Below are 24,222 nucleotides of genomic sequence, written 5' to 3'. Positions count from 1 at the left end.
TAAAGTCGTTTGCGTTCGGCCTTGTCAGAAACCGACGCCGGCGGCACTCTGGAACACCTGCGCGTCCCGGATTTCTGGCTGGAGATTGGCTGATGAGTGATATCGATGCACGCTTGCGTGAGGATGTTCACCTGCTGGGTGAACTGTTGGGCAACACCATTCGAGAGCAGTACGGCGATGACTTTCTTGACAAGATCGAGCAAATCCGCAAAGGCGCCAAGGCTGACCGCCGCGGCGCCGTCTCGGACAAGGCGGCCGGCGACGAACTGAGCGCCAGCTTGAATCAGTTGCAAGAGGACGAGTTGCTGCCTGTTGCCCGGGCCTTTAACCAGTTCCTCAACCTGGCCAACATTGCCGAACAATATCAACTGATTCATCGGCGCGATGAATCGCAACCAGCGCCTTTTGAGTCCCGGGTGTTGCCGGAGTTGCTGGCGCGCCTGAAAAGCGAAGGGCACAGCCATGAATCCCTGGCCCGGCAGTTGGCACGGTTGGAAATCGAGTTGGTGCTCACCGCCCACCCCACCGAAGTGGCTCGCCGTACCCTGATCCAGAAATACGATGCCATCGCCGCGCAACTGGCCCTCCAGGACCACCGTGACCTTACCAGCGCCGAACGCGAGCAGATCCGCGAACGCTTGCAACGGCTGATCGCCGAAGCCTGGCACACCGAAGAAATCCGCCGCATCCGGCCCACCCCGGTGGACGAAGCCAAGTGGGGCTTTGCGGTGATCGAACATTCGCTGTGGCACGCCATTCCCAATTACCTGCGCAAGGCTGACCAGGCCCTGCACGCTGCTACCGGCTTGCGCCTGCCCCTGGAGGCTGCGCCGATTCGCTTTGCCTCGTGGATGGGCGGCGATCGTGACGGCAACCCCAATGTCACCGCGCCGGTTACCCGCGAGGTGCTGTTGTTGGCGCGCTGGATGGCAGCGGATTTGTACTTGCGCGACATCGATCAGCTGGCCTCCGAGCTGTCGATGCAACAGGCCAGCCCGGCGTTGCAAGCCAAGGTCGGCGACAGCGTCGAACCCTATCGCGCCTTGCTCAAGCAACTGCGCGAACGCCTGCGCGCCACGCGCCAGTGGGCCCACGCTTCGTTGACGGCCAGCACCCCGGCGCCTGCCGAAGTGTTGCAGAACAACCGCGACCTGCTGGACCCGCTGGAGTTGTGCTACCAGTCCCTGCATGAATGCGGTATGGGCGTGATCGCCGATGGGCCGCTGCTCGACTGCTTGCGCCGTGCGGTGACCTTCGGGCTGTTCCTGGTGCGCCTGGATGTGCGTCAGGACTCCAGCCGTCACTCGGCGGCCATGACTGAAATCACTGACTACCTGGGCCTTGGGCGTTATGAGGATTGGGACGAAGACGCACGCATCAGCTTCCTGACCCAGGAACTGGCCAGTCGTCGTCCGTTGCTGCCGGGGTATTTCAAAGCGTCGGCAGACACCGCCGAGGTGCTCAATACCTGCAAGGAAATCGCCGCCGCACCGGCTGCCTCATTGGGCTCGTATGTTATCTCCATGGCGGGTGCCGCCTCGGATGTGCTGGCGGTGCAGTTGCTGTTGAAAGAGTCGGGCGTACAACGACCGATGCGTGTGGTGCCGTTGTTCGAAACGCTGGCTGACCTGGATAACGCCGGGCCGGTGATGGAGCGGCTGTTGCAACTGCCAGGTTATCGCGCGCGGTTGCAGGGGCCTCAGGAAGTGATGATCGGCTACTCCGACTCGGCCAAGGACGCAGGCACTACCGCCGCCGCCTGGGCGCAATACCGGGCGCAGGAGCGTCTGGTCGATATCTGCCGCGAACAGCAGGTGGAACTGCTGTTGTTCCATGGTCGTGGTGGCACCGTTGGCCGTGGCGGCGGCCCGGCTCACGCGGCGATCCTGTCGCAGCCACCGGGCTCGGTGGCAGGGCGTTTCCGCACCACGGAACAAGGCGAGATGATCCGCTTCAAATTCGGCCTGCCGGATATCGCCGAGCAGAACCTCAACCTCTACCTGGCCGCCGTGCTGGAAGCGACACTGCTGCCGCCGCCACCACCGGAGCCTGCCTGGCGTCACTTGATGGACGAATTGGCGGCAGACGGTGTCAGTGCTTACCGCGCCGTGGTGCGGGAAAATCCGCAGTTCGTCGAGTATTTTCGCCAGTCCACGCCGGAGCAGGAGTTGGGCCGTTTGCCCCTGGGCAGTCGCCCGGCCAAGCGTCGCGCAGGCGGGATTGAAAGCTTGCGCGCGATCCCGTGGATCTTCGGCTGGACCCAGACGCGCCTGATGCTGCCTGCCTGGCTCGGCTGGGAGGCGGCATTGAGCAAGGCGCTGGAGCGGGGGGAAGGTGAGTTGCTGGCGCAGATGCGTGAACAGTGGCCGTTTTTCCGCACGCGCATCGACATGCTGGAAATGGTGCTGGCCAAGGCCGATGCCGATATCGCCCGTCTTTATGATGAGCGCCTGGTGCAGCCAGACCTGCTGCCATTGGGTGCGCATTTACGCGACCTATTGTCGCAGGCCTGTAATGTGGTGCTTGGCTTGACCGGCCAGTCGCAGTTGCTGGCCCATAGCCCTGACACCTTGGAGTTCATCCGCCTGCGCAACACCTACCTCGACCCGTTGCACCTGTTGCAGGCCGAGTTGCTGGCGCGGTCCCGTCGGCAAGAGGCGGCGCAAGACAGCCCTCTGGAACAGGCGCTGCTGGTGTCCGTGGCCGGTATTGCCGCCGGTTTGCGCAACACCGGTTGAGGTTTCTTGCGTGTTCTCAACGGCTTGCGGATCAACCACGACGACCGCCCTGAAAAGGGCGGTCGTTGTTTGAGGAGGCGGGTTGCGCTCAGGCACACCCTGTCGCTGACGTATGCCGGGTGCGGGTTTCTCCTACTTTTGGCGGCTTGTATGGTGAGGGCCCGCTGTGTATCTTGATCAGCCTTTGGCCGTTTGATCGGCCTGGACCCATATTTTTACGAGATTGGCCCCACGCGGCGAATCCGAGCGTCATCTCTATAAAAAATTGAGGAGCACATCGATGCGCGTCATTCTGCTGGGAGCTCCCGGGGCCGGTAAAGGTACTCAGGCAAAGTTCATCACTGAAAAATTCGGCATTCCACAAATCTCCACCGGCGACATGCTGCGTGCTGCTGTCAAAGCCGGCACCGAGCTGGGCCTGATCGCCAAGAGCGTGATGGACAGCGGCGGCCTGGTCTCCGATGATCTGATCATCAACCTGGTCAAGGAACGCATCAGCCAGGAAGATTGCAAGAACGGCTTCCTGTTCGACGGTTTCCCTCGCACCATTCCCCAGGCTGAAGCCTTGGTGAAGGCGGGTGTTGAGTTGGATGCGGTGGTTGAAATCGCCGTAGAAGACGAAGAAATCGTCCAGCGTATTGCCGGTCGCCGCGTTCACGAAGGCTCGGGTCGCGTTTACCACATCGTCTACAACCCGCCAAAAGTGGCAGGCAAGGACGATGTTACCGGTGAAGACCTGGTGCAGCGTAAAGACGACACCGAAGAAACCGTGCGTCATCGCTTGTCGGTCTATCACTCCCAGACCAAGCCACTGGTGGACTTCTACCAGAAGTTGTCCGCGGCCCAAGGCAAGCCGAAGTACAGCCATATCCCTGGCGTGGGTTCGGTAGAAGCCATTACCGCCAAGGTGATGCAAGCACTGAGCTGATCCCGCCATCAGCTTTGCGTACAACGGCCCGCTTGCGGGCCGTTGTTGTTTATACTGGCGCACTTTTTTCCCGATTTGGACACCCACACCGATGAGCACCCTGCTGGCCCTGGACACCGCGACTGAAGCTTGCTCCGTTGCCTTGCTGCACGATGGCAAGGTAACGAGCCACTACGAGGTGATCCCGCGCCTGCACGCGCAGAAGTTGCTGCCGATGATCAAGCAGTTGCTCGAAGACGCCGGTATCACCCTGGCTGCCGTGGATGCCATCGCCTTTGGTCGCGGCCCCGGTGCCTTTACTGGTGTGCGCATTGCCATTGGCGTGGTGCAGGGCCTGGCGTTTGCGTTGGAGCGTCCGGTGTTACCGGTGTCCAACCTTGCCGTGCTGGCCCAGCGCGCACTGCGCGAACACGGCGCCACGCAAGTGGCCGCGGCGATTGATGCGCGGATGGATGAAGTCTATTGGGGCTGCTACCGCGAAACTGCCGGTGAAATGCGTCTGGTGGGCGTGGAGGCAGTGCAGCCGCCAGAAGCGGCAGGGTTGCCGGCTGATGCCAGCGGTGAGTGGTTCGGTGCCGGCACCGGCTGGGGTTATGGCGAACGCATCGACGTGCATTTGGTAGGGCAGGACGCTGCGATGTTGCCTCATGCCGAAGATCTGCTGGCGTTGGCACGTTTTGCATTCGAACGCGGTGAGGCGGTCCCGGCGGATCAAGCGGCACCGGTTTACCTTCGCGATAAAGTGGCGCAGACAAAGGCCGAGCGCGGAATTATTTGACGCCAAAAATGTGGGAATTCGGTGGCAAATTTCGCCAATCGTCAGAATTTGTCGCGGTTTTTAAACCTTTTACAAATTATGTGTTCTAGTTATCACCAGAGCATTTGCGCACTACGGAAAGTGCCGCTAAATTGCCATCATTGATACCGAGTCTGCATGTATGCGTATAGACGGCTTCTCCTCACAGTCCTACCCTCTCAAACGTAAGCCACGCAAGGCGAACGTGACGGTAGACGAGTCCGTGGAGGATTCGCCGGACTTCATTGAAGTCCACGCTGATTCGCCCTCCAGCGCCAAGGGGGCCGGGAGCGCACGTATCAGCGGCGTTCCTGCCCGCCAGCAAGACATGGTCTTCCCCCGCTCCATGAGCAAAAGCGTTGCCACCGCCCTGGCCAGTTACCTGACCACCGCCGGCTTTGTCGAATGGGATATGGAAGTGCTGGGTCTCGACATTCATATCTGATGGGTTTGCCTTATTATATTGGTTGCCCGTCCTGGAGTGAAAACGCCTGGCGTGAGTACCTGTACCCGGTGGAGGCGCGTTCCAGCGATTACCTCGGGCTCTATTCTCAAGTCTTCAATGCGGTTGAAGGCAATACCACGTTTTATGCTCGACCTTCGGCCGCTACCGTGCAGCGCTGGGCCGAGATCATGCCGGCTGACTTTCGCTTCACCGCCAAATTCCCAGGGGATATCAGCCATGCGGGTGACTTGCGCGAGCAATTGCCTGCGGCAGAAAGTTTTGTCAGTTTGATGAGCCCTTTGGGTGAGCGCGTTTCACCGCTGTGGCTGCAGCTCTCAAAAGCGTTTACCCCGCAGCGCCTGGCTGAACTGGCCGGTTTCCTCGATGGCATTGATCGTCCATTGGCCGTGGAAGTCCGGCACGAGCAGTTCTTCGCCAAGGGAGACGCCGAGCGTATGCTCAACCGCCTGTTGCGCGATCGTGGCGTCGAGCGCATCTGCCTCGACCCTCGCGCCCTGTTCACCTGTTCAGTTGTACGTCAACCTCGGCGGCAGTGCTGCACGCCCAGTCCAAAAAGCCCAAGGTGCCACCGCGACCGGCGGCGCTGACCCAGTTTCCCCAGGTGCGCTTCATCGGGCATCCGGAGCTGGAGGCCAATGACCCGTTCCTGATCCCATGGGTGGAAAAGATCGCCAGTTGGATCGAAGAGGGACGCACGCCGTACATATTCCTGCACACCTCGGACAACCGCCTCGCGGCACAACTGGCGTTGCGCTTTCATGCACAGCTGATGGCGCGCCTGCCCGGCCTGCCGCCGCTGCCCACCCTGCATCGAGAGCCCGTTGCGCAGCAACTGGGGTTACTCTAGGGGGCGTTCTCAATTAGTTTCCCCGGCGGGGAAACTAATTGAGAACGCCCCCTAGACATCCGATTTTTCAAGGATTGAGCCGTGGGTTCGATAAAAGTGCTGGGCCTGCTGTTGCTGCTGGCGGGCGCTTTCGCGCTGGGCGTCTGGCGTGGCTGGGTGCCGATGCCGGCTGACTGGAACCCCTGGGCACCCTTGGATGTGCGCGCCAGTCCCAACCTGCTCACGCGCTACAAGCTCAGCCGTTTGCAGGATGATCCGGCGCTGTGTGACCAGGTCTTGAAAACTGCCGGCCTGCGGGTGAGCCGTCAGGCGGATACCGCTGCCGATGCGGCGTGCCCGTTGCGCAATGTCCTGCGTGTGCAGGGCGCTGAGGTGGCTCTGAGCAGCAGCTTTCTGGCCAGTTGCCCCCTGGCTGTGGCGTTCGCGTTGTTCGAGCGTCACAGCCTGCAACCGGCGGCCCAGGCAGTGTTCGGCCAGGCGGTGAGTCGGGTCGAGCATTTGGGCAGCTTTGCCTGCCGTAATGTTTACAACCGTGTCGACGGGCGCCTGAGCCAACATGCCTCGGCCAATGCCTTGGATATCTCCGGTTTTCGTCTGGCGGACGGGCGCAGCATCAGCGTGTTGAAGGGTTGGCCGGGGGAGGGCGACAGTGCGCGTTTCCTGCGCTTGGTGCGCGATGGTGCCTGTGATGATTTCAACGTGGTGCTGAGCCCGGATTACAACGCTGCTCACCGCAACCATTTTCACCTGGATATGGGGCGATGGTGGGTGTGTCGCTGAGGCTTAAGCGGCCAGGCGCAGGTTGTGGGTCACCAGTGGGCGCGCCCAGTAGTAGTCGAAATCCAGCGCCTTCTGTTGCGCCATCAATTCTTCTTCGGGGTATGGCTCGGCAGCCGGTGGCAACAGGTCCAGTTCGAACTCGGCAATCGGCAAGTGCAGTGTGCGTGGCTCGGGGGCCGGGCCGGGCTCTGGTAGTGGTTGGCCGGCGTTCAGCACAATCGGGCGGACCCAACCGCTGTCGAAGTCCTGCTGGCGCTGCTGGGCGACGAGTTCTTCTTCCGGGAAGGGTATCGGCGCCGGTGGCAGCAACTCGGTTTCGAATTCGGCAATCGGCAGGAACAGCGGCTCAGGCGGGGCGATCTCGGTGTCTTTCACGTCACACTCACGCTGGGTGAGGATCTGCGAGAGCATGTCGGCGCCTTCGCCGGGTTCGACCGAAGGGTCGGCAGGTGCAGGCGCCTTGGCGGCCAGTGCCTGCGGCGCTTCACCTAGCTGTTCGGCCAGCGCCCGGGCGAAGAAGTCCTGCCACACATGACTCACCCCGGCCAGCGCTTGAGTATTGCGCAGGCCGTAGTGGTTGTGGGTCGGCAGTACACCGATGGTTAGGGGAAGAATGTCTGACATTTTTCTCGGTCGACGCTCAGCTCTGGCAAAATACCTGACTGCTGTTTTTATCGGCCGCTGTTTGCCGATCCTTAATATTTTTGAGCGTAGCGATTGATGAACGAACAACCAGCGGCCAGCCGCATCCAGGTCGAGGCGTTGGCCGACAGTTTCCAGGCCTGCGCCGAGCAGTGGGCTTCGCTGCTGGGCTTGCCTTTACAGGTGGCGGATGCGGATTTTTCCCTGCAAGTGGGCGAGCAGGGCCTGCAATTGCAGCAGCTTGGGCCCGATGCGCCGGGGCCGGTGCGGGTCGACTTTGTCGAAGGCGGCGCGGCACATCGGCGTTTATATGGCGGTGGCAGTGGGCAAATGATCGCCAAGGCCGTGGGCATCGCCCAAGGCGTACGGCCCAAGGTGCTGGACGCCACGGCCGGGTTGGGCAAGGACGCGTTCGTATTGGCCAGCCTGGGGTGCGAGATGAGCCTGATCGAACGCCAGCCGTTGATCGGTGCCTTGCTCGAAGACGGCCTGGCACGCGCTGCGCAGGATTTTGAAGTGGCACCGATTGTGGCGCGCATGAAGCTGCTCAAGGGCAACTCCATCGATGTGATGCTCAATTGGGAGGGCGAGCCGCCCCAGGTGATCTACCTGGACCCGATGTTTCCACACCGTGAGAAAACCGCCCTGGTGAAGAAGGAAATGCGCCTGTTTCGACCGTTGGTGGGCGATGATCCGGATGCACCGGCCTTGCTCGCTGCCGCCCTGGCTTTGGCCAGCCACCGTGTGGTGGTCAAGCGCCCGCGCAAGGCGCCGTGCATTGACGGGCCCAAGCCGAGTCATGCGTTGGATGGCAAGTCCAGCCGCTACGATATTTATCCCAAGAAAGCGCTCAAGCCATAAGCTGCAAGCAACAGCACTCATATTCGTGATGCTGCGAGATCCAAATGTGGGAGGGGGCTTGCTCCCGATGGTTACGGTCGGTTGCTGCACCCTACGCTGTTGTCGAGACCGGGCTGCGATAGGCCCGCATAAACAACTTCACCACGTCCTGCACATGTTCTTCTGCCTCTTCTGCGCTCAGTTGCCCGCCGCAGCCGTACAACAGGCGAAAGTTCGCCGTGCCCTTGAGCAGGCAAAAGAAGTGCTCCGCCGCTTTGAAGGGGTTGTCGATGTGTAAGGCACCGCTCTGGTCGATCTTGCCGAGCAGGCGCTCCATGCCTTGCAACATGCGCATGGGGCCGGCTTCGAAGAAGATCCGCGAGAGCTTCACGTCCTGATTGCCGGTGGTCATCATCAGGCGATGCAGGTTCACCGACTCCTCGCTGTTGATCAGCCGATGAAAGCCCCGTGCGATGTTCAGCAATACCGTCTCTACGGGCATGCCTTCGGGGAGCTCGAAATACATCACCGGCAATTGCTCTTCACATTTGGCCACTACCGCCGCGGTGAACAACGTCTCTTTATCGGTGAAGTGGCTGTAGACGGTGAGTTTCGAGACGCCCGCCGCAAGCGCGACGGCATCCATGCTGGTGTTCGCGTAGCCATTGCCCAGGAACAGGGATTTCGCGGCTTCGAGGATTGCCTGGCGTTTTGCCATGTCCTTGGGACGCCCGGGGCTGGCGGTGTTCACAGGATTGTCGGACATTTTCACCTTTAATACTGGACTGGCGAGTTTGGTATTAATAACATACCGGCCAGTATAATTATTCCAAGCTCCATTTGCGAAAGGTCCTTCAGCATGCGCAGCGCGTTCCTGCCCCTTGCTTTGCCTGTCAGCCTGGTCTTTTTATTGGCCGCCTGCGGCCATGAAGAAGCGACCCAGGCCACCGTCCGCCCCGCCATGGTGGTGCAGCCGCAGCCCTCGGCACAGGCAATGGACAGCTACCCCGGTGAAGTACGTGCCCGTTATGAGCCGGACCTGGCCTTTCGCATCGGCGGCAAAGTCAGCAAGCGGCTGGTGGAAGAGGGCGAGCGGGTCAAGGCCAACCAGCCACTGGCTGAACTTGACCCCCAGGATGTGCGCCTGCAACTGGAAGCCAGTCGTGCCCAAGTGGCCGGCGCTGAGGCCAATCTGAACCTGGTGCGCGCTGAGCGCGATCGCTACAAGACCCTGATGGACCGTCAGATGGTCAGCCGCTCGCAGTACGACAACGCCGAAAACCTCTACCGAGCAGGTGAAGCGCGCCTGAAGCAGATCAAGGCCGAGTTCGACGTGTCGAGCAACCAGGCCGGATATGCCGTGCTGCGCGCGCCCCAGGACGGTGTGGTCGCCAAGCGTGCTGTCGAAGTCGGCCAAGTGGTCTCGGCGGGGCAGACCGTGTTCACCCTGGCCACCGATGGTGAGCGCGAAGTGCTGATCAGCCTGCCCGAGCAAGGCTTCGGCCGCTTCAAGGTCGGCCAGCCGGTGTCGGTAGAGTTGTGGAGCCAGCCCGAACAGCGCTTCGCCGGACGCATCCGTGAACTGTCACCCGCAGCCGACCCGAAATCCCGCACCTTCGCCGCCCGTGTAGCCTTCACCGGCGGTAAAGTCCCTGCCGAACTGGGCCAGAGCGCGCGCGTATTCATACAAACCGACGGCGTCATTGCGCTCTCGGTACCGCTGTCTGCCCTCAGCGCAGAGAACGGCGCGTCCTTCGTCTGGCGGGTAAAGCCGGACAACACCCTTGAGCGTACGACGGTGCGCATTGGTGCGTTCGGTGAAAAAAACGTGCCGGTGCTCGAAGGCTTGGCTCCCACCGACTGGGTGGTCGCCGCAGGCGTGCATGTGCTGCATGAGGGCCAGCAAGTGCGCCCTGTGGATCGCTCCAACCGTGTCGTGAATCTGGCGGCCAAGGAGTAATCCCGATGGGTTTCAATCTTTCCGAATGGGCGCTGCGTAATCGCCAGATCGTACTGTTTTTGATGATCCTGCTGGCCGTGGTCGGCACCTTGTCCTACACCAAGCTGGGGCAAAGCGAGGACCCGCCCTTTACCTTCAAGGCCATGGTGATCAAGACCAACTGGCCCGGCGCAACGGCCCAGGAGGTGTCGCGCCAAGTTACCGAACGCATCGAGAAAAAATTGATGGAGACCGGTGAGTACGAGCGCATTGTGTCTTTCTCGCGCCCTGGCGAATCCCAGGTCACTTTCATCGCCCGCGACTCGATGCGTTCGGCGCAAATTCCTGAGTTGTGGTACCAGGTGCGCAAGAAAATCAGCGACATCCGCCAAACCTTGCCACCGGATATCCAGGGGCCATTTTTCAACGACGAGTTCGGCACCACCTTCGGCAATATCTACGCCCTGACCGGCGATGGTTTTGACTATGCGGTGCTCAAGGACTACGCCGACCGCATCCAGATTCAGCTGCAACGGGTGCCGGACGTGGGCAAGGTCGAGTTGCTTGGCCTGCAGGACGAGAAGATCTGGATCGAACTGTCCAACCTCAAGCTTGCCACCCTGGGTTTGCCGTTGGCCGCAGTACAGCAGGCGTTGCAGGAACAAAATGCCGTATCGACCGCCGGCTTTTTTGAAACCCCGAGCGAGCGTGTGCAGTTGCGCGTGTCGGGCAACTTCAAAACCGTGGAGCAGATTCGCGACTTCCCGATTCGAGTGGGCGATCGCACCTTTCGTATCGGAGACGTGGCCGATATCCATCGGGGCTTCAACGACCCACCGGCACCGCGCATGCGTTATATGGGCGCGGACGCCATCGGCCTGGCCGTGGCCATGCGCGACGGTGGGGATATTCTGGTACTGGGCAAAGCTCTTGAGAGTGAATTCGCACGCCTGCAAAAGAACCTTCCTGCGGGCATGGAGCTGCGCAAGGTGTCCGACCAACCGGCAGCGGTGAAGACCAGCGTCGGCGAATTCGTCCAGGTGCTCGCCGAGGCATTGGCCATTGTATTGCTGGTGAGTTTTTTCTCCCTCGGTGTGCGCACCGGCATGGTGGTCGCCCTGGCGATCCCGCTGGTACTGGCGATGACATTTGCCAGCATGTATTACCTGGGCATCGGCCTGCACAAGATTTCCCTTGGCGCTCTGGTGCTGGCCCTGGGTTTGCTGGTGGATGACGCGATCATCGCTGTGGAAATGATGGCGATCAAAATGGAGCAGGGCTACGACCGGCTCAAGGCTGCGAGCTTCGCCTGGACCAGCACAGCATTCCCCATGCTCACCGGTACCTTGATCACGGCGGCGGGCTTTTTGCCGATTGCCACTGCGCAGTCGAGCACCGGTGAATACACTCGCTCGATCTTCCAAGTGGTGACCATTGCCTTATTGGCCTCCTGGGTGGCTGCCGTGGTCTTTGTACCGTATCTCGGGGAAAAGCTGCTGCCGGACCTGGCGAAAATTCACGCGGCCAAGCACGGCACCGACGGCCCGGATCCCTACGGCACGCCTTTCTACCAGCGTGTAAGACGTTTGGTGGAGTGGTGTATACGTCGGCGCAAGACGGTCATCGTGTTGACCCTGCTGTTGTTTATCGGCTCGGTCGCGTTGTTCCGCTTTGTACCGCAGCAGTTCTTCCCTGCTTCCGGGCGCCTGGAACTGATGGTCGACCTGAAACTGGCCGAAGGCGCCTCCCTGAGCAACACCGCCGAGCAGGTCAAGCGTCTGGAGGTATTGCTCAAGGCGCACGCGGGTATCGAAAACTATGTGGCCTACGTGGGCACCGGCTCGCCGCGGTTCTACCTGCCGCTGGACCAGCAACTGCCGGCCGCCAGCTTCGCGCAGTTCGTGGTGTTGGCCAACACCATCGAGGAGCGTGAAAGCCTGCGCACCTGGCTGATTGAAACGCTCAACGAGCAGTTCCCCGAGCTGCGCTCGCGGGTCACTCGCCTGGAGAATGGCCCGCCCGTGGGCTATCCGGTGCAGTTTCGCGTGACCGGCGAACACATCGAAGAGGTCCGCGCTCTGGCCCGCAAAGTGGCGGCCAAGGTGCGCGAAAACACCCACGTGGTTAACGTGCATCTGGACTGGGAAGAGCCGAGCAAAATCGTGTATCTGAATATCGACCAGGACCGGGCGCGCGCCCTTGGCGTGAGTACTGCCAACCTGTCGAAATTCCTGCAGAGTTCCCTGACCGGTTCCAGCGTCAGCCAATACCGGGAGGACAACGAATTGATCGAGATCCTCCTGCGCGGTACCGTCCACGAACGCACCGAGTTGTCGCTGCTGCCGAGCCTTGCCGTACCCACCGACAATGGTAAAAGCGTGGCGCTGTCGCAGATCGCCACCCTCGAATACGGTTTCGAAGAAGGCATCATCTGGCACCGCAACCGCCTGCCGACCGTGACCGTGCGTGCCGATATCTACGGCAAGGAACAACCGGCGACCTTGGTGCAGCAGATCCTGCCGACGCTCACAGGTGTGCGTGCCGAACTGCCGGACGGTTACCTGTTGGAAGTGGGTGGCACCGTCGAAGACTCTGCTCGCGGGCAAAACTCGGTGAAGGCCGGCGTGCCGCTGTTCATCGTGGTGGTGCTGACTTTGCTGATGCTGCAATTGCGCAGTTTCTCACGCACGGCGATGGTTTTTCTGACTGCCCCCCTGGGCCTGATCGGTGTGACCTTGTTCCTGCTGGTATTCCGCCAACCCTTTGGCTTCGTCGCCATGCTCGGCACGATCGCGTTGTCGGGAATGATCATGCGTAACTCGGTCATTCTGGTGGACCAGATCGAGCAGGACATCAAGGCCGGACTGGCGCCGTGGCAGGCGATTATCGAAGCGACCGTGCGACGCTTTCGTCCGATTGTGCTGACGGCCCTGGCGGCGGTACTGGCGATGATCCCACTGTCGCGCAGCGTGTTTTTCGGGCCCATGGCTGTGGCGATCATGGGCGGGTTGATTGTGGCGACGGCGTTGACGCTGTTGTTTTTGCCGGCGTTGTACGCGGCGTGGTTCAGAGTCAGGAAGGAGGTAGCGTAGCGAGGTGTTTGCTGTTTCCCGTACATGTGTTTTTTGCGGGTTTCTCTGCCAGGCCGGTGCCTGGCCATCCCCTGATTCCCACCGGGCAGTATTTACATACCGATGCAAACACGCAGTCGCTCAGATGGAACGCTTGCCCTTGTAACTCCACTCAGGCAATGCCTGACGGACAGGCAGAGGACTTGGCACTGCCATGTGGCGGCCAGGCCTTTTCATTGAGTTCATGGAGTTTTACATGTCGTTCTTTAATGCGATTGCGGCTTTCAAAGGGGCTTTTCTCGGGGCCTTGCTGGGTAATCATGCGCCGCGAAATGATTTCGCGGTTACCCAACCGTATAGACCTCATCATGGCAGTTCAGGTCATTACCACCGCCCGCATTTTAGCTATGCCCAACCCACCAGGTATCACAACCCGTCATACCTGCATCAACAACCGGTCAACGGGTATCAATCACCCAGCAGACCTTTGTATCCGCTGTTTCGTTAAACCCGTGACAGGCTTGACCTGAAACAACTGCGCCAAGGCCCGTTACCAGCGGCCTTGGCGCAGTAGGGTCGTAGTGCGGGGTTACAGCGCTCCAAACACCTTCTTTGCCAAACTGGTGGCAGCCGCCGCCGGATTCTTGCGAATCGTCTCTTCCTGCTGCGCAATCATCTTGAACAAACCATCCAGCGCTTGCTCGGTCACGTAGTTTTCGACGTTGGCGCTCTTGGCATCCACGGCGCCGAAGGCCGCGGCCTTGCCGGCCAGGGCGTTGTACTGCTGAGCCACGCCGACCTTGTCGGTAGCGGCCTTGACGATGGGCAGGAACTTGGCGCGGATTTCCTCTCGGCTGCTTTTGTTCAGGTATTGGGTGGCAGAGTCCTGACCACCGCTGAGAATGCCCTTGGCGTCGGTCACGCTCATGTTTTTCACCGCATTGACCAGAATCGGCTGGGCCTGGGTCACGGCGGTTTCAGCCGCTGCGTTCATGCTGGTTTCCAGCTGTGTGACCTGGTCACCCATGCCGAACATTTTCAGCTTGTCGGCGACTTTGCCGAGCTTGCCTGGCAGGCCGATTTTTACTTCCGGGTTGTTGCTGAAACCACCGGGCTTGCCCAGTTGTTTGACGGCAATCTGCGCACCTTGGGTCAAGGCATCCTTCAGGCCGCCGCTGGCGTCGCCCTGGGACAGGCTGCCAAGGTCGAGGGCCATGGCGTTGGCACCGAACAGCAAGCCGGCACACAGGGCGGTGAGGCGAAGAGATTTGCGGAGCATGGGCGCTTCCTTATGACGTGAATTGATCAGTGTGCGACCGCATCAACCCGCAGGCGCAGCGGCTGTGGATCCTGGCCATTGAGTTGCACGGCGTGCCGCTCTGTAGTGATGAACAGTAACTTGCCCTCCAGTTCGATGCGAGCGCTGACCGAGTAAGTATGGCCTGGCTTGACCTGGGCCGGGTCATAGCTCAGGTGAAACGGCAGAGGCACCTGGCCTTTGACCGGGCCTTTCTGTTCGGCGAGGGTCACGGCCGGGGCGTCCATGAGGGACACATCTTGCAGGCTGACGCTCAAGGTGGCAGCAGGCGGCAGGGCAATACGTTGCAGATAGAACACTTCGCCGTCGAGGCTGGCTTTTGGGGTTGGGGTCATTGATTGGCAGGCTCCGAGCAGGGCGGTCAGGCCCAGGAGAATGATCTTTTTCATGGTGCAGCTCCTTTTCAACGGCGCCGGAATCCGCCCGGCGCCTCAGTCAATCTAACGGCTTTGTTCAGGTGTGACCGCTTCTGCTTGCGCCAGCGCTTCGGCTGCGCCATCTACGCGGTGCAAGGCCACCTGGCGGATCGACAGGCGAATATCGGCCGGCAGCACGCGTTTGGCGGCGCCTTCAGCCAGTTCGCCGAGCAGGTCGTGATAGCCCAGCTTGCCGGCTTCATCGCGACGCAGCACATCTTGCTCCAGCAACGTCTGAATAAAATGTCGGAAAAGACTCTTGTCGAAGAATTCCGGGGCGTTGAGACCGTGCAGGATTGATAGGCGCTGGGCCATGATCGTGCACAGGTCTTCCAGTTCTTCGGCGCTGATGCTGTTCTGGCCGCTGTTGAGCAGCAGCGATATCGCCATGTAGAACCGTTGCAGGGTCTGGGCGATGCTCTTGGACAACAGCGTCAACAGCACAAATTGTCGCGAACTCGGCGCCGGGCGCAGGTACACAGCGTTTTCGAAGCGCAGCAGGCCTTGTTCGACAAACGCGTCCAGCCACTGGTCGACCACGGTGTCCAACTCCTCCAGCGACCAGCGGATAAACAGCTCCGATTGCAGGTACGGGTAGAGCGCACGGGTGTAGCGCAGGATCTGTTCGCGGCTCATCCGCGAGCTGCTCTGGAAGAAGCTCGCCAGCAACGCCGGCAGGGCGAAGATATGCAGCACGTTGTTGCGGTAGTAGGTCATCAGGACGGCGTTCTGTTCGTCCAGGTAGACAATCTTGCCCAAGGCGTCGCTTTGTTCCGACAGCAGCTTCATGTCCTTGACGTGCTTGATCAGCGCCAGGCCATCGCCCTCCGGCAAGGTCGTGTGGGGCGAGTAGGGAACGCGACGCAGCAGCGCCAGGTACAGGTCGAGCTGGCGCGCCATGGCTTGTTCATCCAGGGCCAGGCGTGTGGTCGACAGCAGGGCCAGGGCCACCAGGTTCACCGGGTTGATCGCCGCGGCTTCGTTCAAGTGCCGCGCCACCTGCTCGCCAAGGCGGTTGGTGGTTTCGTTGAGCCACGCCGGCTTGTAGTTCGGGCCCAGTTCCTGGGCGCGCCAGTCCGGTTGCTCGGCGTCGAGAAATTCGGCCAGCTTGATCGGCTCACCGAAGTTGACCGCGACCTGGCCGAAGCGCTGCTTGAGGGCGCCGACCACTTTGAAAATATCGAAGATCGACTCTTTCTTCTTGCTCGCGCCACGCAATTCGCCGAGGTAGGTGCGGCCTTCGAGCACGCGTTCATAGCCGATATACACCGGCACGAACACGATCGGCATACGCGAGGAGCGCAGGAAGCTGCGCAGGGTAATCGCCAGCATCCCGGTTTTCGGTTGCAGCATGCGCCCCGTGCGCGAGCGGCCGCCTTCGACGAAGTACTCCACCGGGAACCCCTTGGTGAACAGGGTGTGCAGGTATTCATTGAACACCGAGGTGTACAGCGGGTTGCCCTTGAAGGTGCGGCGCATGAAGAACGCACCGCCACGGCGCAGCAGGCTGCCGATCACTGGCATGTTGAGGTTGATACCGGCCGCGATGTGCGGCGGGGTCAGGCCGTTCTTGAACAGCAGGTACGACAGCAGCAGGTAGTCGATGTGGCTGCGGTGGCAAGGCACATAGATCACCTCGTAGCCTTGGGCCACCTTCTGCACGCCTTCGATGTTATTGACCTTGATACCGTCGTAGATCTTGTTCCAGAACCAGCTCAGCACCACTTCCAAAAAGCGGATCGCGGTGTAGGTGTAGTCCGAGGCAATCTCGTTGCCGTAGCGCAGCGCCAGGGCCTTGGCTTTTTCCGCAGAGATTTTTTCTCGTTCGGCTTCATCAAAAATGGCCTGGCGCACCAGCGGCATATTCACCAGCCCCTTCACCAGGTTACGGCGGTGAGACAGGTCGGGACCGATCACTGCCGTCTTCAGGTTACGAAAGTGCACGCGCAGGATGCGCTGGGCCATGCGCACGGTGCGTTCGTGACCTTTATTGTGCTCGATCAATTCACGCAGGTTGATTGGCGCGGAGAATTGCACGCGGGTCTTGCGCCCCAGGATCAGGATGCTCAGCAATCGGCGCAGACGCCCGGTCACCGCCCAACTGTCGGCAAACAGCAGTTTCCACGGGCTGGACTCGCTTGCAGGAGACTGGCCCCAGAACACGCTGACGGGAATGATTTGTGCATTCTCTTCGGCGTGCTCGGTGAGGGTATTGACCAGGCGTGTCAGGGAGGGCGGTGCACCGCGCTTGTCCTGGCGGCCGAGCCAATCCGGATCCGGCGTGAGATAGAAGAACGCCGCGGGCTCCATCAATGGGCCTACCGACACTGGCAGCACCGGGCGCGGCAAGCCGGCCTTGGTGCACTCGGCATCGACCACCGCCAACTCGGTGAGGGAGGGTGATTGCAGGACGTAGAAAACCGGCCGGCTGCGGTCCAGGTTAAGGGTGAGGGACGACTGGTTGATCGTCTCCGAGCGAACCCAGAGGTACAACAGTCGGCGCAAGGTGCCAAACACCAGACGGCGGAACGGGGAGCGGGTCATAGGCGAACTGCTTCAAGTGGAAAAAACCGAGCAGATGCTCGGGCAGGTAGTGTGCCGTATTCACCGAAAATCGGCAAAAAAGCAGCGATGTAAACTTGAGTTGATGGTTTTTGAGCCTGTCTTATACTCGGCAGTTCAATACGTGCGACTCAACAATAAAAAACCAGTGGGAGTGAACAGATGGCAACGCGCGAAACCGGCAATGTGAAGTGGTTCAACGATGCAAAGGGCTACGGCTTTATCCAGCGTGAAGACGGCAAGGACGTGTTTGTGCACTACCGCGCCATTCGCGGTGAAGGCCACCGCTCGTTGGCCGAAGGCCAGCAGGTGGAATACGCCGTGGTCACGGGGGAGAAGGGCTTGCAGGCAGAGGATGTGGTCGGTTTGTAAGTTCAGCACTGAACCAATGTGGGAGGGAGCAAGCCCCCTCCCACACTTTTGATTGGGTTTACAGATCAGGATCAGGTGGTCTTCCAGGTGATCTGCTCTTCACCGTCTACGCTGATGCGAATCCAGGTATCGGCACTTTCCTCGCCTTCTTCCTCAACCCACGTCCCCGGTGCGCAGCGCACTTCAACATTCAATGCGGCAAACGCGGCGCGGGCGCAGGCGATGTCGTCGTCCCACGGGGTCTGGTCGCTTTCCAGGTACAGGCTGTTCCATTTGCCTACAGCCTTGGGTAGCCAGGTAACTGGCACGCTGCCGGCCTTGCACTTGTAGGTCTGGCCTCTCTGGACCCAGTCGGAGCAAGAGCCCAGGGCGGCGCCCAGCCAGGCGGCGATGGCCTTGTGATCGACGTCGGCGTCTTTCAGGTAAATCTCGATATCGGGTTGGCGCATGGATGTTCCTCGTTGCGGGATTCGAAAATCCATTCGCGGATATTTGTAAAGTCAGCTATTGAAGCACGAAATAATCGTAGCGCATCGACACCGTGACCTGCAGCGGCTCGGCCGCCTCGATCACTTCGGCGCGGCGCTCGGCACTGGCCCGCCAGCCATGAGGCGTCATGGCCAGCAGGTTGGCGCGGTCGGCAGGCTCGGCCAGGCTCAGGGAGAACTCAAGGGTTTCACTGTGCGCCAGGCTCATGCCCTCCGGCACCAGGGCCAGGTGTTTATCATCGGTGTACTCGCGCACTTCGTCGTACAGGCGCTCGCGCAGTTCCATCAAGTGGCCGCTGGTCGGGCCGACCTTCATCAAGCCGCCGCCGGGGCTGAGGAGGCGCTTGGCTTCTTGCCAGTCCAACGGGCTGAACACGCTCGCGAGGAACTGGCAGCTGGCATCGGCCAAGGGTACTCGGGCCATGCTGGCGATCAACCAGGTCAGCGCCGGGTTGCGTTTGCACGCGCGCTTGACCGCTTCCTTGGATATATCCAGGGCATAGCCATCGGCGTCGGGCAGCGCCTCGGCGATTTGCGCGGTGTAGTAACCCTCGCCACAGCCGATGTCGACCCAGCGCTGCGGTGCGCGCTCGGCGGCCAGTGCGGCCAGGCGCTTGGCCACCGGGGCGTAGTGCCCGGCGTTGAGGAAGTCACGGCGTGCCTCGACCATGGCCAGGTTGTCGCCCGGGTCGCGGCTGTTCTTGTGCTGCACCGGCAACAGGTTCAGGTAGCCCTGGCGCGCACGGTCGAAACGGTGCCCGACCGGGCACGCCACGCCATTGTCCACCGCGTTGAGCGGTGCGCTGCAAATGGGGCAGGCAAGCATCAGGCGAGCAACTTGATCAGGGTCTGGTAATAGATTTCGGTCAGCACATCGAGGTCGCTGGCCAGGATGCGTTCGTTGACCTGGTGGATGGTCGCGTTGACCGGGCCCAGCTCGACCACCTGGGTGCCCAGCGTGGCGATAAAGCGCCCATCGGAAGTACCGCCGCTGGTGGACGCCTTGGTCTCACGCCCGGTGATCGCCTTGATACTGGCAGATACTGCATCCAGCAGCGCACCCGGCTCGGTGAGGAACGGCAGGCCCGACAGCGCCCAATCCACATGCCAGTCCAGGCCATGTTTATCCAGGATGGCCGCGACCCGCTGTTGCAGGCCCTCGACGGTGGATTCGGTCGAGAAGCGGAAGTTGAACACCGCCGTCAGGTCGCCGGGGATCACGTTGGTGGCGCCGGTGCCGGAATTGAGGTTGGAAATCTGGAAGCTGGTCGGCGGGAAGAAGGCGTTGCCGTCATCCCAATGCTCGGCAGCCAACTCGGCCAGAGCCGCTGCAGCCAGGTGGATCGGGTTCTTCGCCAGGTGCGGGTAAGCCACGTGGCCCTGTACGCCGCGTACGGTCAAGGTGGCACCGAGGGAGCCACGACGGCCGTTCTTGACCACATCGCCCACCAGGGTGGTGCTCGACGGTTCGCCGACGATGCACCAGTCCAGGCGTTCCTTGCGTGCAGCCAGGCGTTCGATTACGGCCTTGGTGCCGTGATGCGCCGGGCCTTCTTCGTCGCTGGTGATCAGGAAGGCGACCGAGCCCTTGTGGTCCGGGTAGTCGGTGACAAAGCGTTCCGCCGCCACCAGCATCGCCGCCAGGCTGCCTTTCATGTCTGCCGCGCCACGGCCGCAAAGCATGCCGTTTTCATCGATAAAGGCGTCGAATGGGTCGTTCTGCCAGGCCTGCACCGGGCCGGTCGGCACCACGTCGGTATGGCCGGCGAAGCACAGCACCGGGCCTTCGTGCTTGCCGTGGGTGGCCCAGAAATTGTCTACGTCTTCGATACGCATCGGTTCAAGCGCAAAACCGGCGTCGCCCAGGCGCTGCATCATCAGCTTCTGGCAATCGGCATCGATCGGCGTGACCGAGGGGCGACGGATCAGGTCGATGGCCAGTTGAAGGGTCGGCGAAAGGTCGGCATGGGCCGTCATGGGGAAACTCCGGAAAGCGTGTGATGGGCGCAGGACGAATGTGGAAATATCGAGCCTGGAGCGACGCAATTCCAATGTGGGAGCTGGCTTGCCTGCGATAGCATCACTGCGGTGTGCCTGTCAGACAGCGGCGTCTGCATCGCAGGCAAGCCAGCCCCCACATAGAATTGGGCCAGGCCAAGTCTCACAAAAGGGCCGTTATCTTATAGCAAAACGGCGGCCAGAGGCCGCCGTTTAGTGCATTGCGCAAGTTTTTACACAGCCGTGGCGGGCTCAGCCTTCGGCGCCGGTTTCGGCAGCGACGACAAGAACGCCATGATCAGCGCAGCCACGTAGGGCAGCGACTGCACCAGCAACATCACGACCCAGAAGCGAATGTCATTGCTTGGCAGGCCCTGCACCAGGTAGATCCCCAGCGCGGCGCCCCACAGCAGCAGCATGATGAACATTTCTTCGCGGGCTTCAGAGATCGCTACCCAGAAGCCATGGTTGTCCGCGTTTTTCGGCGTGCGAAAGAACGGAATGCTGGTGGTGAAGAAGCCATACAACACCGCCTTGGCGATGGTATGGGACAACGCCAACCCGGCCAGGGCCGCGCAGAACGCATCTTTCAAGTTCACCCCTACGGCACGACGGTAGAGGAAGATGATCTTGCCGACCTTGAACACGAACAACGCCAACGGCGGGATTGCGAAAATCAGCAACGGCGGGTCGACCCGTGTCGGCACGATGATCATCGCCGCCGACCACAACAGCGCGCCGACGGTAAAGAAGATGTTCATGCCATCCGCTACCCACGGCAACCAGCCCGCGAGGAAGTGGTAGCGCTGGCCGCGAGTCAATTCGGTGTCTTTGCCACGTATCAGGCTGGCGGTGTGACGCTTGATAATCTGGATCGCGCCGTAGGCCCAGCGGAAACGCTGTTTCTTGAAGTCGATAAAGGTATCCGGCATCAGGCCCTTGCCGTAGCTGTCGTGGTAGTACGCTGCCGACAAGCCTTTCTCGAACACGCGCAGGCCCAGTTCGGCGTCTTCACAGATGCACCAGTCGGCCCAGCCCAGTTCCTCAAGCACCGAGCGACGGGTCATGGTCATGGTGCCGTGCTGGATGATCGCGTCACGGTCGTTGCGGGTAACCATGCCGATATGGAAGAAGCCTTTGTATTCGGCGTAGCAGAGCTTCTTGAAGGTGCTTTCGTTCTGGTCGCGGTAATCCTGGGGCGACTGCACCACGGCGATTTTCGGATCGGCGAAGTGCGGCACCATGTGCTTGAGCCAGTTGGGTGACACGCAGTAGTCCGAGTCGATCACCGCGATCACTTCGGCATCCTTGGCGGTGTGCGGGATCAGATAATTCAACGCGCCCCCCTTGAAACCAGCCAGGGGTGCGACGTGGAAAAACTTGAAGCGCGGGCCCAGGGTTTCGCAGTAGTCGCGCACCGGTTCCCATACCGCCGGGTCCTTGGTGTTGTTGTCGATGATCAGGACTTCGTAGTCCGGATAGTCGAGGGCAGCCAGGGCGTTGAGGGTCTGTTTGACCATCTCCGGAGGCTCGTTGTAGCACGGCACGTGGATCGACACTTTCGGACGGTAGTCCGAATCGCCTTCTACCGGCAGGAATTCACGCCGGCGCTTGTGGGTCCATACCGCTTCCGCCAGTTCGTGGGCTTCGGTCAGCAACACGATAAATACGCCGAGAGCACCGAGGGCCAGCAACACGCCGACTATCAGGCTGAACCAGGTGCTGTATTGCTGGCTGTAGTCGTAGCCGATCCATACCAGTACCGACCCGCACAGAAACGCAATAAAGGTCAGGAAGGTCCGGCCCCGCTGGCGCAGCGCCGAGCCGTCGATCATCAACAGGGTCAGGGACAGCAGTGCAAGCACCACCGAGCCGATGGCCAGCACCCGCCATTGCGGGATAGCAACGACCGGGCCTTCAAAATTGAATTTCTGCTGGCGCGCGGCGTTGAACACGCCCCAGTAAGCACCTGCCGAGCCTTCGTCACTGACTTTCCACGGCTGATCGAAGGCCTCGATCACGAAGTAGTTGTAACCCTGGCGGTTAAGCTTGTTTACCAGCGTGCGCAGGTAAATGGCCTGGTCAGCCGGCGACGATTCATTACCACCGCGCATACGGCCGTTACTCGGCCAGCCAACTTCCGACAGCAGCAGCGGCTTTTTCGGGAAGGCTTTCTTCAGATCCTTGGCACGGTCGAGTACGTACTGGCCGGCCTTGTCCATCGGGATATACTCCCAGAACGGCAGGATGTGCGCGGCGATCAGGTCGACGTGCTTGGCCAGTTGCGGGTTCTTTTCCCAGATGTGCCATTGCTCGGAAGTGGTCACCGGCACTTTCACGGCAGCGCGCACGCGGTCCAGCAACACAATCAGCGCTTCAGGGGTGATTTCGTCACGGAACAAGGCTTCGTTGCCGACCACCACGCGCACGACACTGCGCGAGTTATTGGCGATCTCGATGGCACGCTGGATTTCACGCTCGTTGCGTTCAAGGTCCGGGCTGATCCAGATCCCCAGGGTCACGCGCAGGCCGAACTCTTCGGCCAGCTTGGGGATTTCGCCCAGGGAGCCATCGACCGAGTAGGTACGGATGTTGTCCGTCAGCTTGCTCATGATCGCAAGGTCCTGACGCATCTGCTCTTCAGTCGGAAACTGATTCTTCTGCGGGTACTGGCCTTGCTGGAACGGCGAGTAGGAAAACCCGGAGATCTGTTCAGGCCAGTTGGGAGCGGTGACTGGGCGGTTGATCAGCGCCCAGAAACCGGTGAACAGCGCGGCGATGGCCAGCACGATCACCAGGTTGAGTCCAAATTTACGCGATGCCATGGTTATGTCGGGTTCCAAAAGGTGCGGAACGAAAAGAGGTGTCGGCCTACGCCGAACGGCGCGCATCCTACACCGGCCTTTCCCTGAGCGTATAGCAGACAGAGAAAAGCCGGACGTTAGTCTGCGAAAGTCCACCTAAGTTCTTTACTTGTAGCTGGAAGCTTCGAACTTGTCGCGCTGTAGTCCATAATGCGCGCCGGTTTTTGGGGTAATGATCATGAGTACAGAAGATCCGCGGTTTGCAGGCGTCGCCCGCTTGTACGGCATCGAAGGGCTGGAACGCTTGAAAGCGGCCCATGTGGCGATTGTCGGCGTCGGCGGCGTGGGCTCCTGGGCGGCGGAAGCGATCGCCCGTTGCGGGGTGGGCGAGATTTCGCTGTTTGACCTGGACGATGTCTGCGTGAGTAACAGCAACCGCCAGTTGCACGCCCTGGACAGCACCGTGGGCAAGCCCAAGGTCGAAGTGATGGCCGAGCGCCTTCGCGGCATCAACCCGGCGTGCACGGTGCATGCCGTCGCGGACTTCGTTACCCGCGACACCATGGCGGAGTACATCACCCCGAACATCGACTGCGTGATCGACTGCATCGACGCCGTCAACGCCAAGGCGGCGCTGATTGCCTGGTGCAAGCGCCGCAAGATCCAGATCATCACCACCGGCGGCGCTGGCGGGCAGATTGACCCGACGCTGATCCAGGTGTGCGACCTGAACCGCACCTTCAATGACCCGCTGGCCTCGAAGGTTCGCTCCACCCTGCGCCGCGACTACGGTTTCTCGCGCACCGTCACCCGTCATTACAGCGTGCCGTGCGTGTTTTCCACCGAGCAACTGCGCTATCCGAAGCCGGACGGCAGCATCTGTTTGCAGAAGAGTTTTGTTGGCGACGGCGTAAAGTTGGACTGCGCGGGCGGGTTTGGCGCGGTGATGATGGTCACGGCTACCTTCGGGATGGTGGCGGCGACCAAGGCGGTGGACAAGATTGTGGCTGGGGTGCGCAGACCTTCGGAGCGGGTCAAGCCCCTCTGAGTCTCAGAGTTTCACACCGTTCAAAATGTGGGAGGGGGCTTGCTCCCGATGGCGGCCTCAGGGCCGACCAGGATGTTGGATTAGACCGAGTACATATCCGTTATTTAGGTAACGGCCGCTATTGGTTCCGCTTTTACAGCGGGTCACTTTCGAAAAGCGCGAAAGTAAC

General features: G+C 60.8%; 20 protein-coding genes and 1 pseudogene. 12 read left to right on the top strand and 9 right to left on the bottom strand.

Annotated elements, in window-relative coordinates; translation table 11 throughout:
• The first annotated feature begins 92 nt into the window (after positions 1-92).
• From ppc to E4P00_RS09730, 6 genes and pseudogenes are all read left to right on the top strand, one after another.
• Positions 93-2,738, top strand: a complete 2,646-nt coding sequence (gene ppc / locus E4P00_RS09755; RefSeq protein WP_216090825.1) for a phosphoenolpyruvate carboxylase — start codon at positions 93-95, stop codon at positions 2,736-2,738.
• A gap of 280 nt (positions 2,739-3,018) precedes the next feature.
• Positions 3,019-3,666: an adenylate kinase gene (gene adk / locus E4P00_RS09750; protein WP_005785523.1), complete on the top strand. Its 648-nt coding sequence runs from the start codon at positions 3,019-3,021 to the stop codon at positions 3,664-3,666.
• Between the two features lie 91 nt (positions 3,667-3,757).
• Positions 3,758-4,444, top strand: coding sequence for a tRNA (adenosine(37)-N6)-threonylcarbamoyltransferase complex dimerization subunit type 1 TsaB (gene tsaB / locus E4P00_RS09745; RefSeq protein ID WP_248131302.1), 687 nt, complete (start codon positions 3,758-3,760; stop codon positions 4,442-4,444).
• Between the two features lie 160 nt (positions 4,445-4,604).
• Positions 4,605-4,907, top strand: coding sequence for a hypothetical protein (locus E4P00_RS09740; protein ID WP_032877477.1), 303 nt, complete (start codon positions 4,605-4,607; stop codon positions 4,905-4,907).
• A pseudogene (locus tag E4P00_RS09735) lies at positions 4,907-5,775 on the top strand (DUF72 domain-containing protein). Before E4P00_RS09740 ends, E4P00_RS09735 begins: the two are co-directional and overlap by 1 nt.
• 81 nt (positions 5,776-5,856) lie before the next feature.
• Positions 5,857-6,555 (top strand): extensin family protein, encoded by a 699-nt coding sequence (locus tag E4P00_RS09730; protein ID WP_248131300.1) that lies wholly within the window; start codon positions 5,857-5,859, stop codon positions 6,553-6,555.
• A 3-nt stretch (positions 6,556-6,558) separates the two neighbouring features.
• Here the strand turns inward: E4P00_RS09730 and E4P00_RS09725 are convergent, their stop codons facing one another.
• Positions 6,559-7,179, bottom strand: a complete 621-nt coding sequence (locus E4P00_RS09725; protein ID WP_216090829.1) for an energy transducer TonB — start codon at positions 7,177-7,179, stop codon at positions 6,559-6,561.
• A gap of 96 nt (positions 7,180-7,275) precedes the next feature.
• Between E4P00_RS09725 and E4P00_RS09720 the strand changes: the two genes are divergently transcribed.
• Entirely contained in the window at positions 7,276-8,058 is a 783-nt protein-coding gene (locus E4P00_RS09720) for a class I SAM-dependent methyltransferase (RefSeq protein WP_032877472.1), read from the top strand.
• A 91-nt stretch (positions 8,059-8,149) separates the two neighbouring features.
• Here E4P00_RS09720 and E4P00_RS09715 read toward each other — a convergent pair whose 3' ends face one another.
• A complete protein-coding gene (locus E4P00_RS09715) occupies positions 8,150-8,803 on the bottom strand; it encodes a TetR/AcrR family transcriptional regulator (protein ID WP_032877471.1) in 654 nt (217 codons plus the stop codon).
• Positions 8,804-8,896: 93 nt separating this feature from the next.
• Between E4P00_RS09715 and E4P00_RS09710 the strand changes: the two genes are divergently transcribed.
• The 3 genes from E4P00_RS09710 (at position 8,897) to E4P00_RS09700 (ending at position 13,555) form a co-directional block, all read left to right on the top strand.
• A complete protein-coding gene (locus tag E4P00_RS09710) occupies positions 8,897-9,997 on the top strand; it encodes an efflux RND transporter periplasmic adaptor subunit (protein WP_032877470.1) in 1,101 nt (366 codons plus the stop codon).
• Positions 9,998-10,002: 5 nt separating this feature from the next.
• Complete coding sequence (locus tag E4P00_RS09705) at positions 10,003-13,068, top strand: efflux RND transporter permease subunit (protein WP_103733444.1); 3,066 nt, start codon at positions 10,003-10,005, stop codon at positions 13,066-13,068.
• Between the two features lie 235 nt (positions 13,069-13,303).
• Positions 13,304-13,555 carry a hypothetical protein gene (locus E4P00_RS09700; RefSeq protein WP_143508414.1) on the top strand — a complete coding sequence of 84 codons (252 nt, stop codon included), beginning with the start codon at positions 13,304-13,306 and terminating at the stop codon, positions 13,553-13,555.
• Between the two features lie 81 nt (positions 13,556-13,636).
• Here the strand turns inward: E4P00_RS09700 and E4P00_RS09695 are convergent, their stop codons facing one another.
• From E4P00_RS09695 to plsB, 3 genes are read right to left on the bottom strand one after another with little or no spacing between them, the layout of a single operon-like run.
• Positions 13,637-14,326, bottom strand: coding sequence for a DUF4197 domain-containing protein (locus tag E4P00_RS09695; protein WP_005785540.1), 690 nt, complete (start codon positions 14,324-14,326; stop codon positions 13,637-13,639).
• Between the two features lie 26 nt (positions 14,327-14,352).
• Complete coding sequence (locus E4P00_RS09690) at positions 14,353-14,754, bottom strand: YbaY family lipoprotein (protein WP_216090831.1); 402 nt, start codon at positions 14,752-14,754, stop codon at positions 14,353-14,355.
• A 51-nt stretch (positions 14,755-14,805) separates the two neighbouring features.
• Positions 14,806-17,325 (bottom strand): glycerol-3-phosphate 1-O-acyltransferase PlsB, encoded by a 2,520-nt coding sequence (gene plsB, locus E4P00_RS09685; protein WP_248131298.1) that lies wholly within the window; start codon positions 17,323-17,325, stop codon positions 14,806-14,808.
• Between the two features lie 180 nt (positions 17,326-17,505).
• On the opposite strand from plsB, the gene E4P00_RS09680 reads away from it, so the two are divergent.
• Positions 17,506-17,715 (top strand): cold-shock protein, encoded by a 210-nt coding sequence (locus tag E4P00_RS09680; protein ID WP_003219353.1) that lies wholly within the window; start codon positions 17,506-17,508, stop codon positions 17,713-17,715.
• 71 nt (positions 17,716-17,786) lie between these two features.
• On the opposite strand, the gene E4P00_RS09675 is transcribed toward E4P00_RS09680, so the two are convergent.
• From E4P00_RS09675 to E4P00_RS09660, 4 genes are all read right to left on the bottom strand, one after another.
• Positions 17,787-18,164: a hypothetical protein gene (locus tag E4P00_RS09675; protein ID WP_216090832.1), complete on the bottom strand. Its 378-nt coding sequence runs from the start codon at positions 18,162-18,164 to the stop codon at positions 17,787-17,789.
• 55 nt (positions 18,165-18,219) lie between these two features.
• Positions 18,220-19,029: a putative RNA methyltransferase gene (locus E4P00_RS09670; RefSeq protein WP_248131296.1), complete on the bottom strand. Its 810-nt coding sequence runs from the start codon at positions 19,027-19,029 to the stop codon at positions 18,220-18,222.
• Complete coding sequence (gene dapE, locus E4P00_RS09665) at positions 19,029-20,180, bottom strand: succinyl-diaminopimelate desuccinylase (RefSeq protein ID WP_248131294.1); 1,152 nt, start codon at positions 20,178-20,180, stop codon at positions 19,029-19,031. The genes E4P00_RS09670 and dapE overlap by 1 nt, the downstream gene beginning before the upstream one ends.
• A gap of 254 nt (positions 20,181-20,434) precedes the next feature.
• On the bottom strand, positions 20,435-23,026 hold the full coding sequence (locus E4P00_RS09660; protein WP_248131292.1) for a glycosyltransferase: 2,592 nt from the start codon (positions 23,024-23,026) through the stop codon (positions 20,435-20,437).
• Positions 23,027-23,243: 217 nt separating this feature from the next.
• On the opposite strand from E4P00_RS09660, the gene tcdA reads away from it, so the two are divergent.
• Positions 23,244-24,053 (top strand): tRNA cyclic N6-threonylcarbamoyladenosine(37) synthase TcdA, encoded by an 810-nt coding sequence (gene tcdA / locus E4P00_RS09655; protein WP_005785557.1) that lies wholly within the window; start codon positions 23,244-23,246, stop codon positions 24,051-24,053.
• Positions 24,054-24,222 lie beyond the last annotated feature (169 nt).

The organism is Pseudomonas sp. B329 (assembly GCF_023127835.1).
GTDB lineage: Bacteria > Pseudomonadota > Gammaproteobacteria > Pseudomonadales > Pseudomonadaceae > Aquipseudomonas > Aquipseudomonas synxantha_A.
The sequence above is the reverse complement of the archived record's forward strand: the minus strand, read 5'-3'. Positions and strand labels throughout refer to the sequence as shown.

Coding starts and splice junctions, on each gene's coding strand:
- ppc (WP_216090825.1), top strand. CDS start 93: ATGAGTGATATCGATGCACGCTTGCGTGAGGATGTTCACCTGCTGGGT.
- adk (WP_005785523.1), top strand. CDS start 3,019: ATGCGCGTCATTCTGCTGGGAGCTCCCGGGGCCGGTAAAGGTACTCAG.
- tsaB (WP_248131302.1), top strand. CDS start 3,758: ATGAGCACCCTGCTGGCCCTGGACACCGCGACTGAAGCTTGCTCCGTT.
- E4P00_RS09740 (WP_032877477.1), top strand. CDS start 4,605: ATGCGTATAGACGGCTTCTCCTCACAGTCCTACCCTCTCAAACGTAAG.
- E4P00_RS09725 (WP_216090829.1), bottom strand. CDS start 7,179: ATGTCAGACATTCTTCCCCTAACCATCGGTGTACTGCCGACCCACAAC.
- E4P00_RS09720 (WP_032877472.1), top strand. CDS start 7,276: ATGAACGAACAACCAGCGGCCAGCCGCATCCAGGTCGAGGCGTTGGCC.
- E4P00_RS09715 (WP_032877471.1), bottom strand. CDS start 8,803: ATGTCCGACAATCCTGTGAACACCGCCAGCCCCGGGCGTCCCAAGGAC.
- E4P00_RS09710 (WP_032877470.1), top strand. CDS start 8,897: ATGCGCAGCGCGTTCCTGCCCCTTGCTTTGCCTGTCAGCCTGGTCTTT.
- E4P00_RS09705 (WP_103733444.1), top strand. CDS start 10,003: ATGGGTTTCAATCTTTCCGAATGGGCGCTGCGTAATCGCCAGATCGTA.
- E4P00_RS09700 (WP_143508414.1), top strand. CDS start 13,304: ATGTCGTTCTTTAATGCGATTGCGGCTTTCAAAGGGGCTTTTCTCGGG.
- E4P00_RS09695 (WP_005785540.1), bottom strand. CDS start 14,326: ATGCTCCGCAAATCTCTTCGCCTCACCGCCCTGTGTGCCGGCTTGCTG.
- E4P00_RS09690 (WP_216090831.1), bottom strand. CDS start 14,754: ATGAAAAAGATCATTCTCCTGGGCCTGACCGCCCTGCTCGGAGCCTGC.
- plsB (WP_248131298.1), bottom strand. CDS start 17,325: ATGACCCGCTCCCCGTTCCGCCGTCTGGTGTTTGGCACCTTGCGCCGA.
- E4P00_RS09680 (WP_003219353.1), top strand. CDS start 17,506: ATGGCAACGCGCGAAACCGGCAATGTGAAGTGGTTCAACGATGCAAAG.
- E4P00_RS09675 (WP_216090832.1), bottom strand. CDS start 18,164: ATGCGCCAACCCGATATCGAGATTTACCTGAAAGACGCCGACGTCGAT.
- E4P00_RS09670 (WP_248131296.1), bottom strand. CDS start 19,029: ATGCTTGCCTGCCCCATTTGCAGCGCACCGCTCAACGCGGTGGACAAT.
- dapE (WP_248131294.1), bottom strand. CDS start 20,180: ATGACGGCCCATGCCGACCTTTCGCCGACCCTTCAACTGGCCATCGAC.
- E4P00_RS09660 (WP_248131292.1), bottom strand. CDS start 23,026: ATGGCATCGCGTAAATTTGGACTCAACCTGGTGATCGTGCTGGCCATC.
- tcdA (WP_005785557.1), top strand. CDS start 23,244: ATGAGTACAGAAGATCCGCGGTTTGCAGGCGTCGCCCGCTTGTACGGC.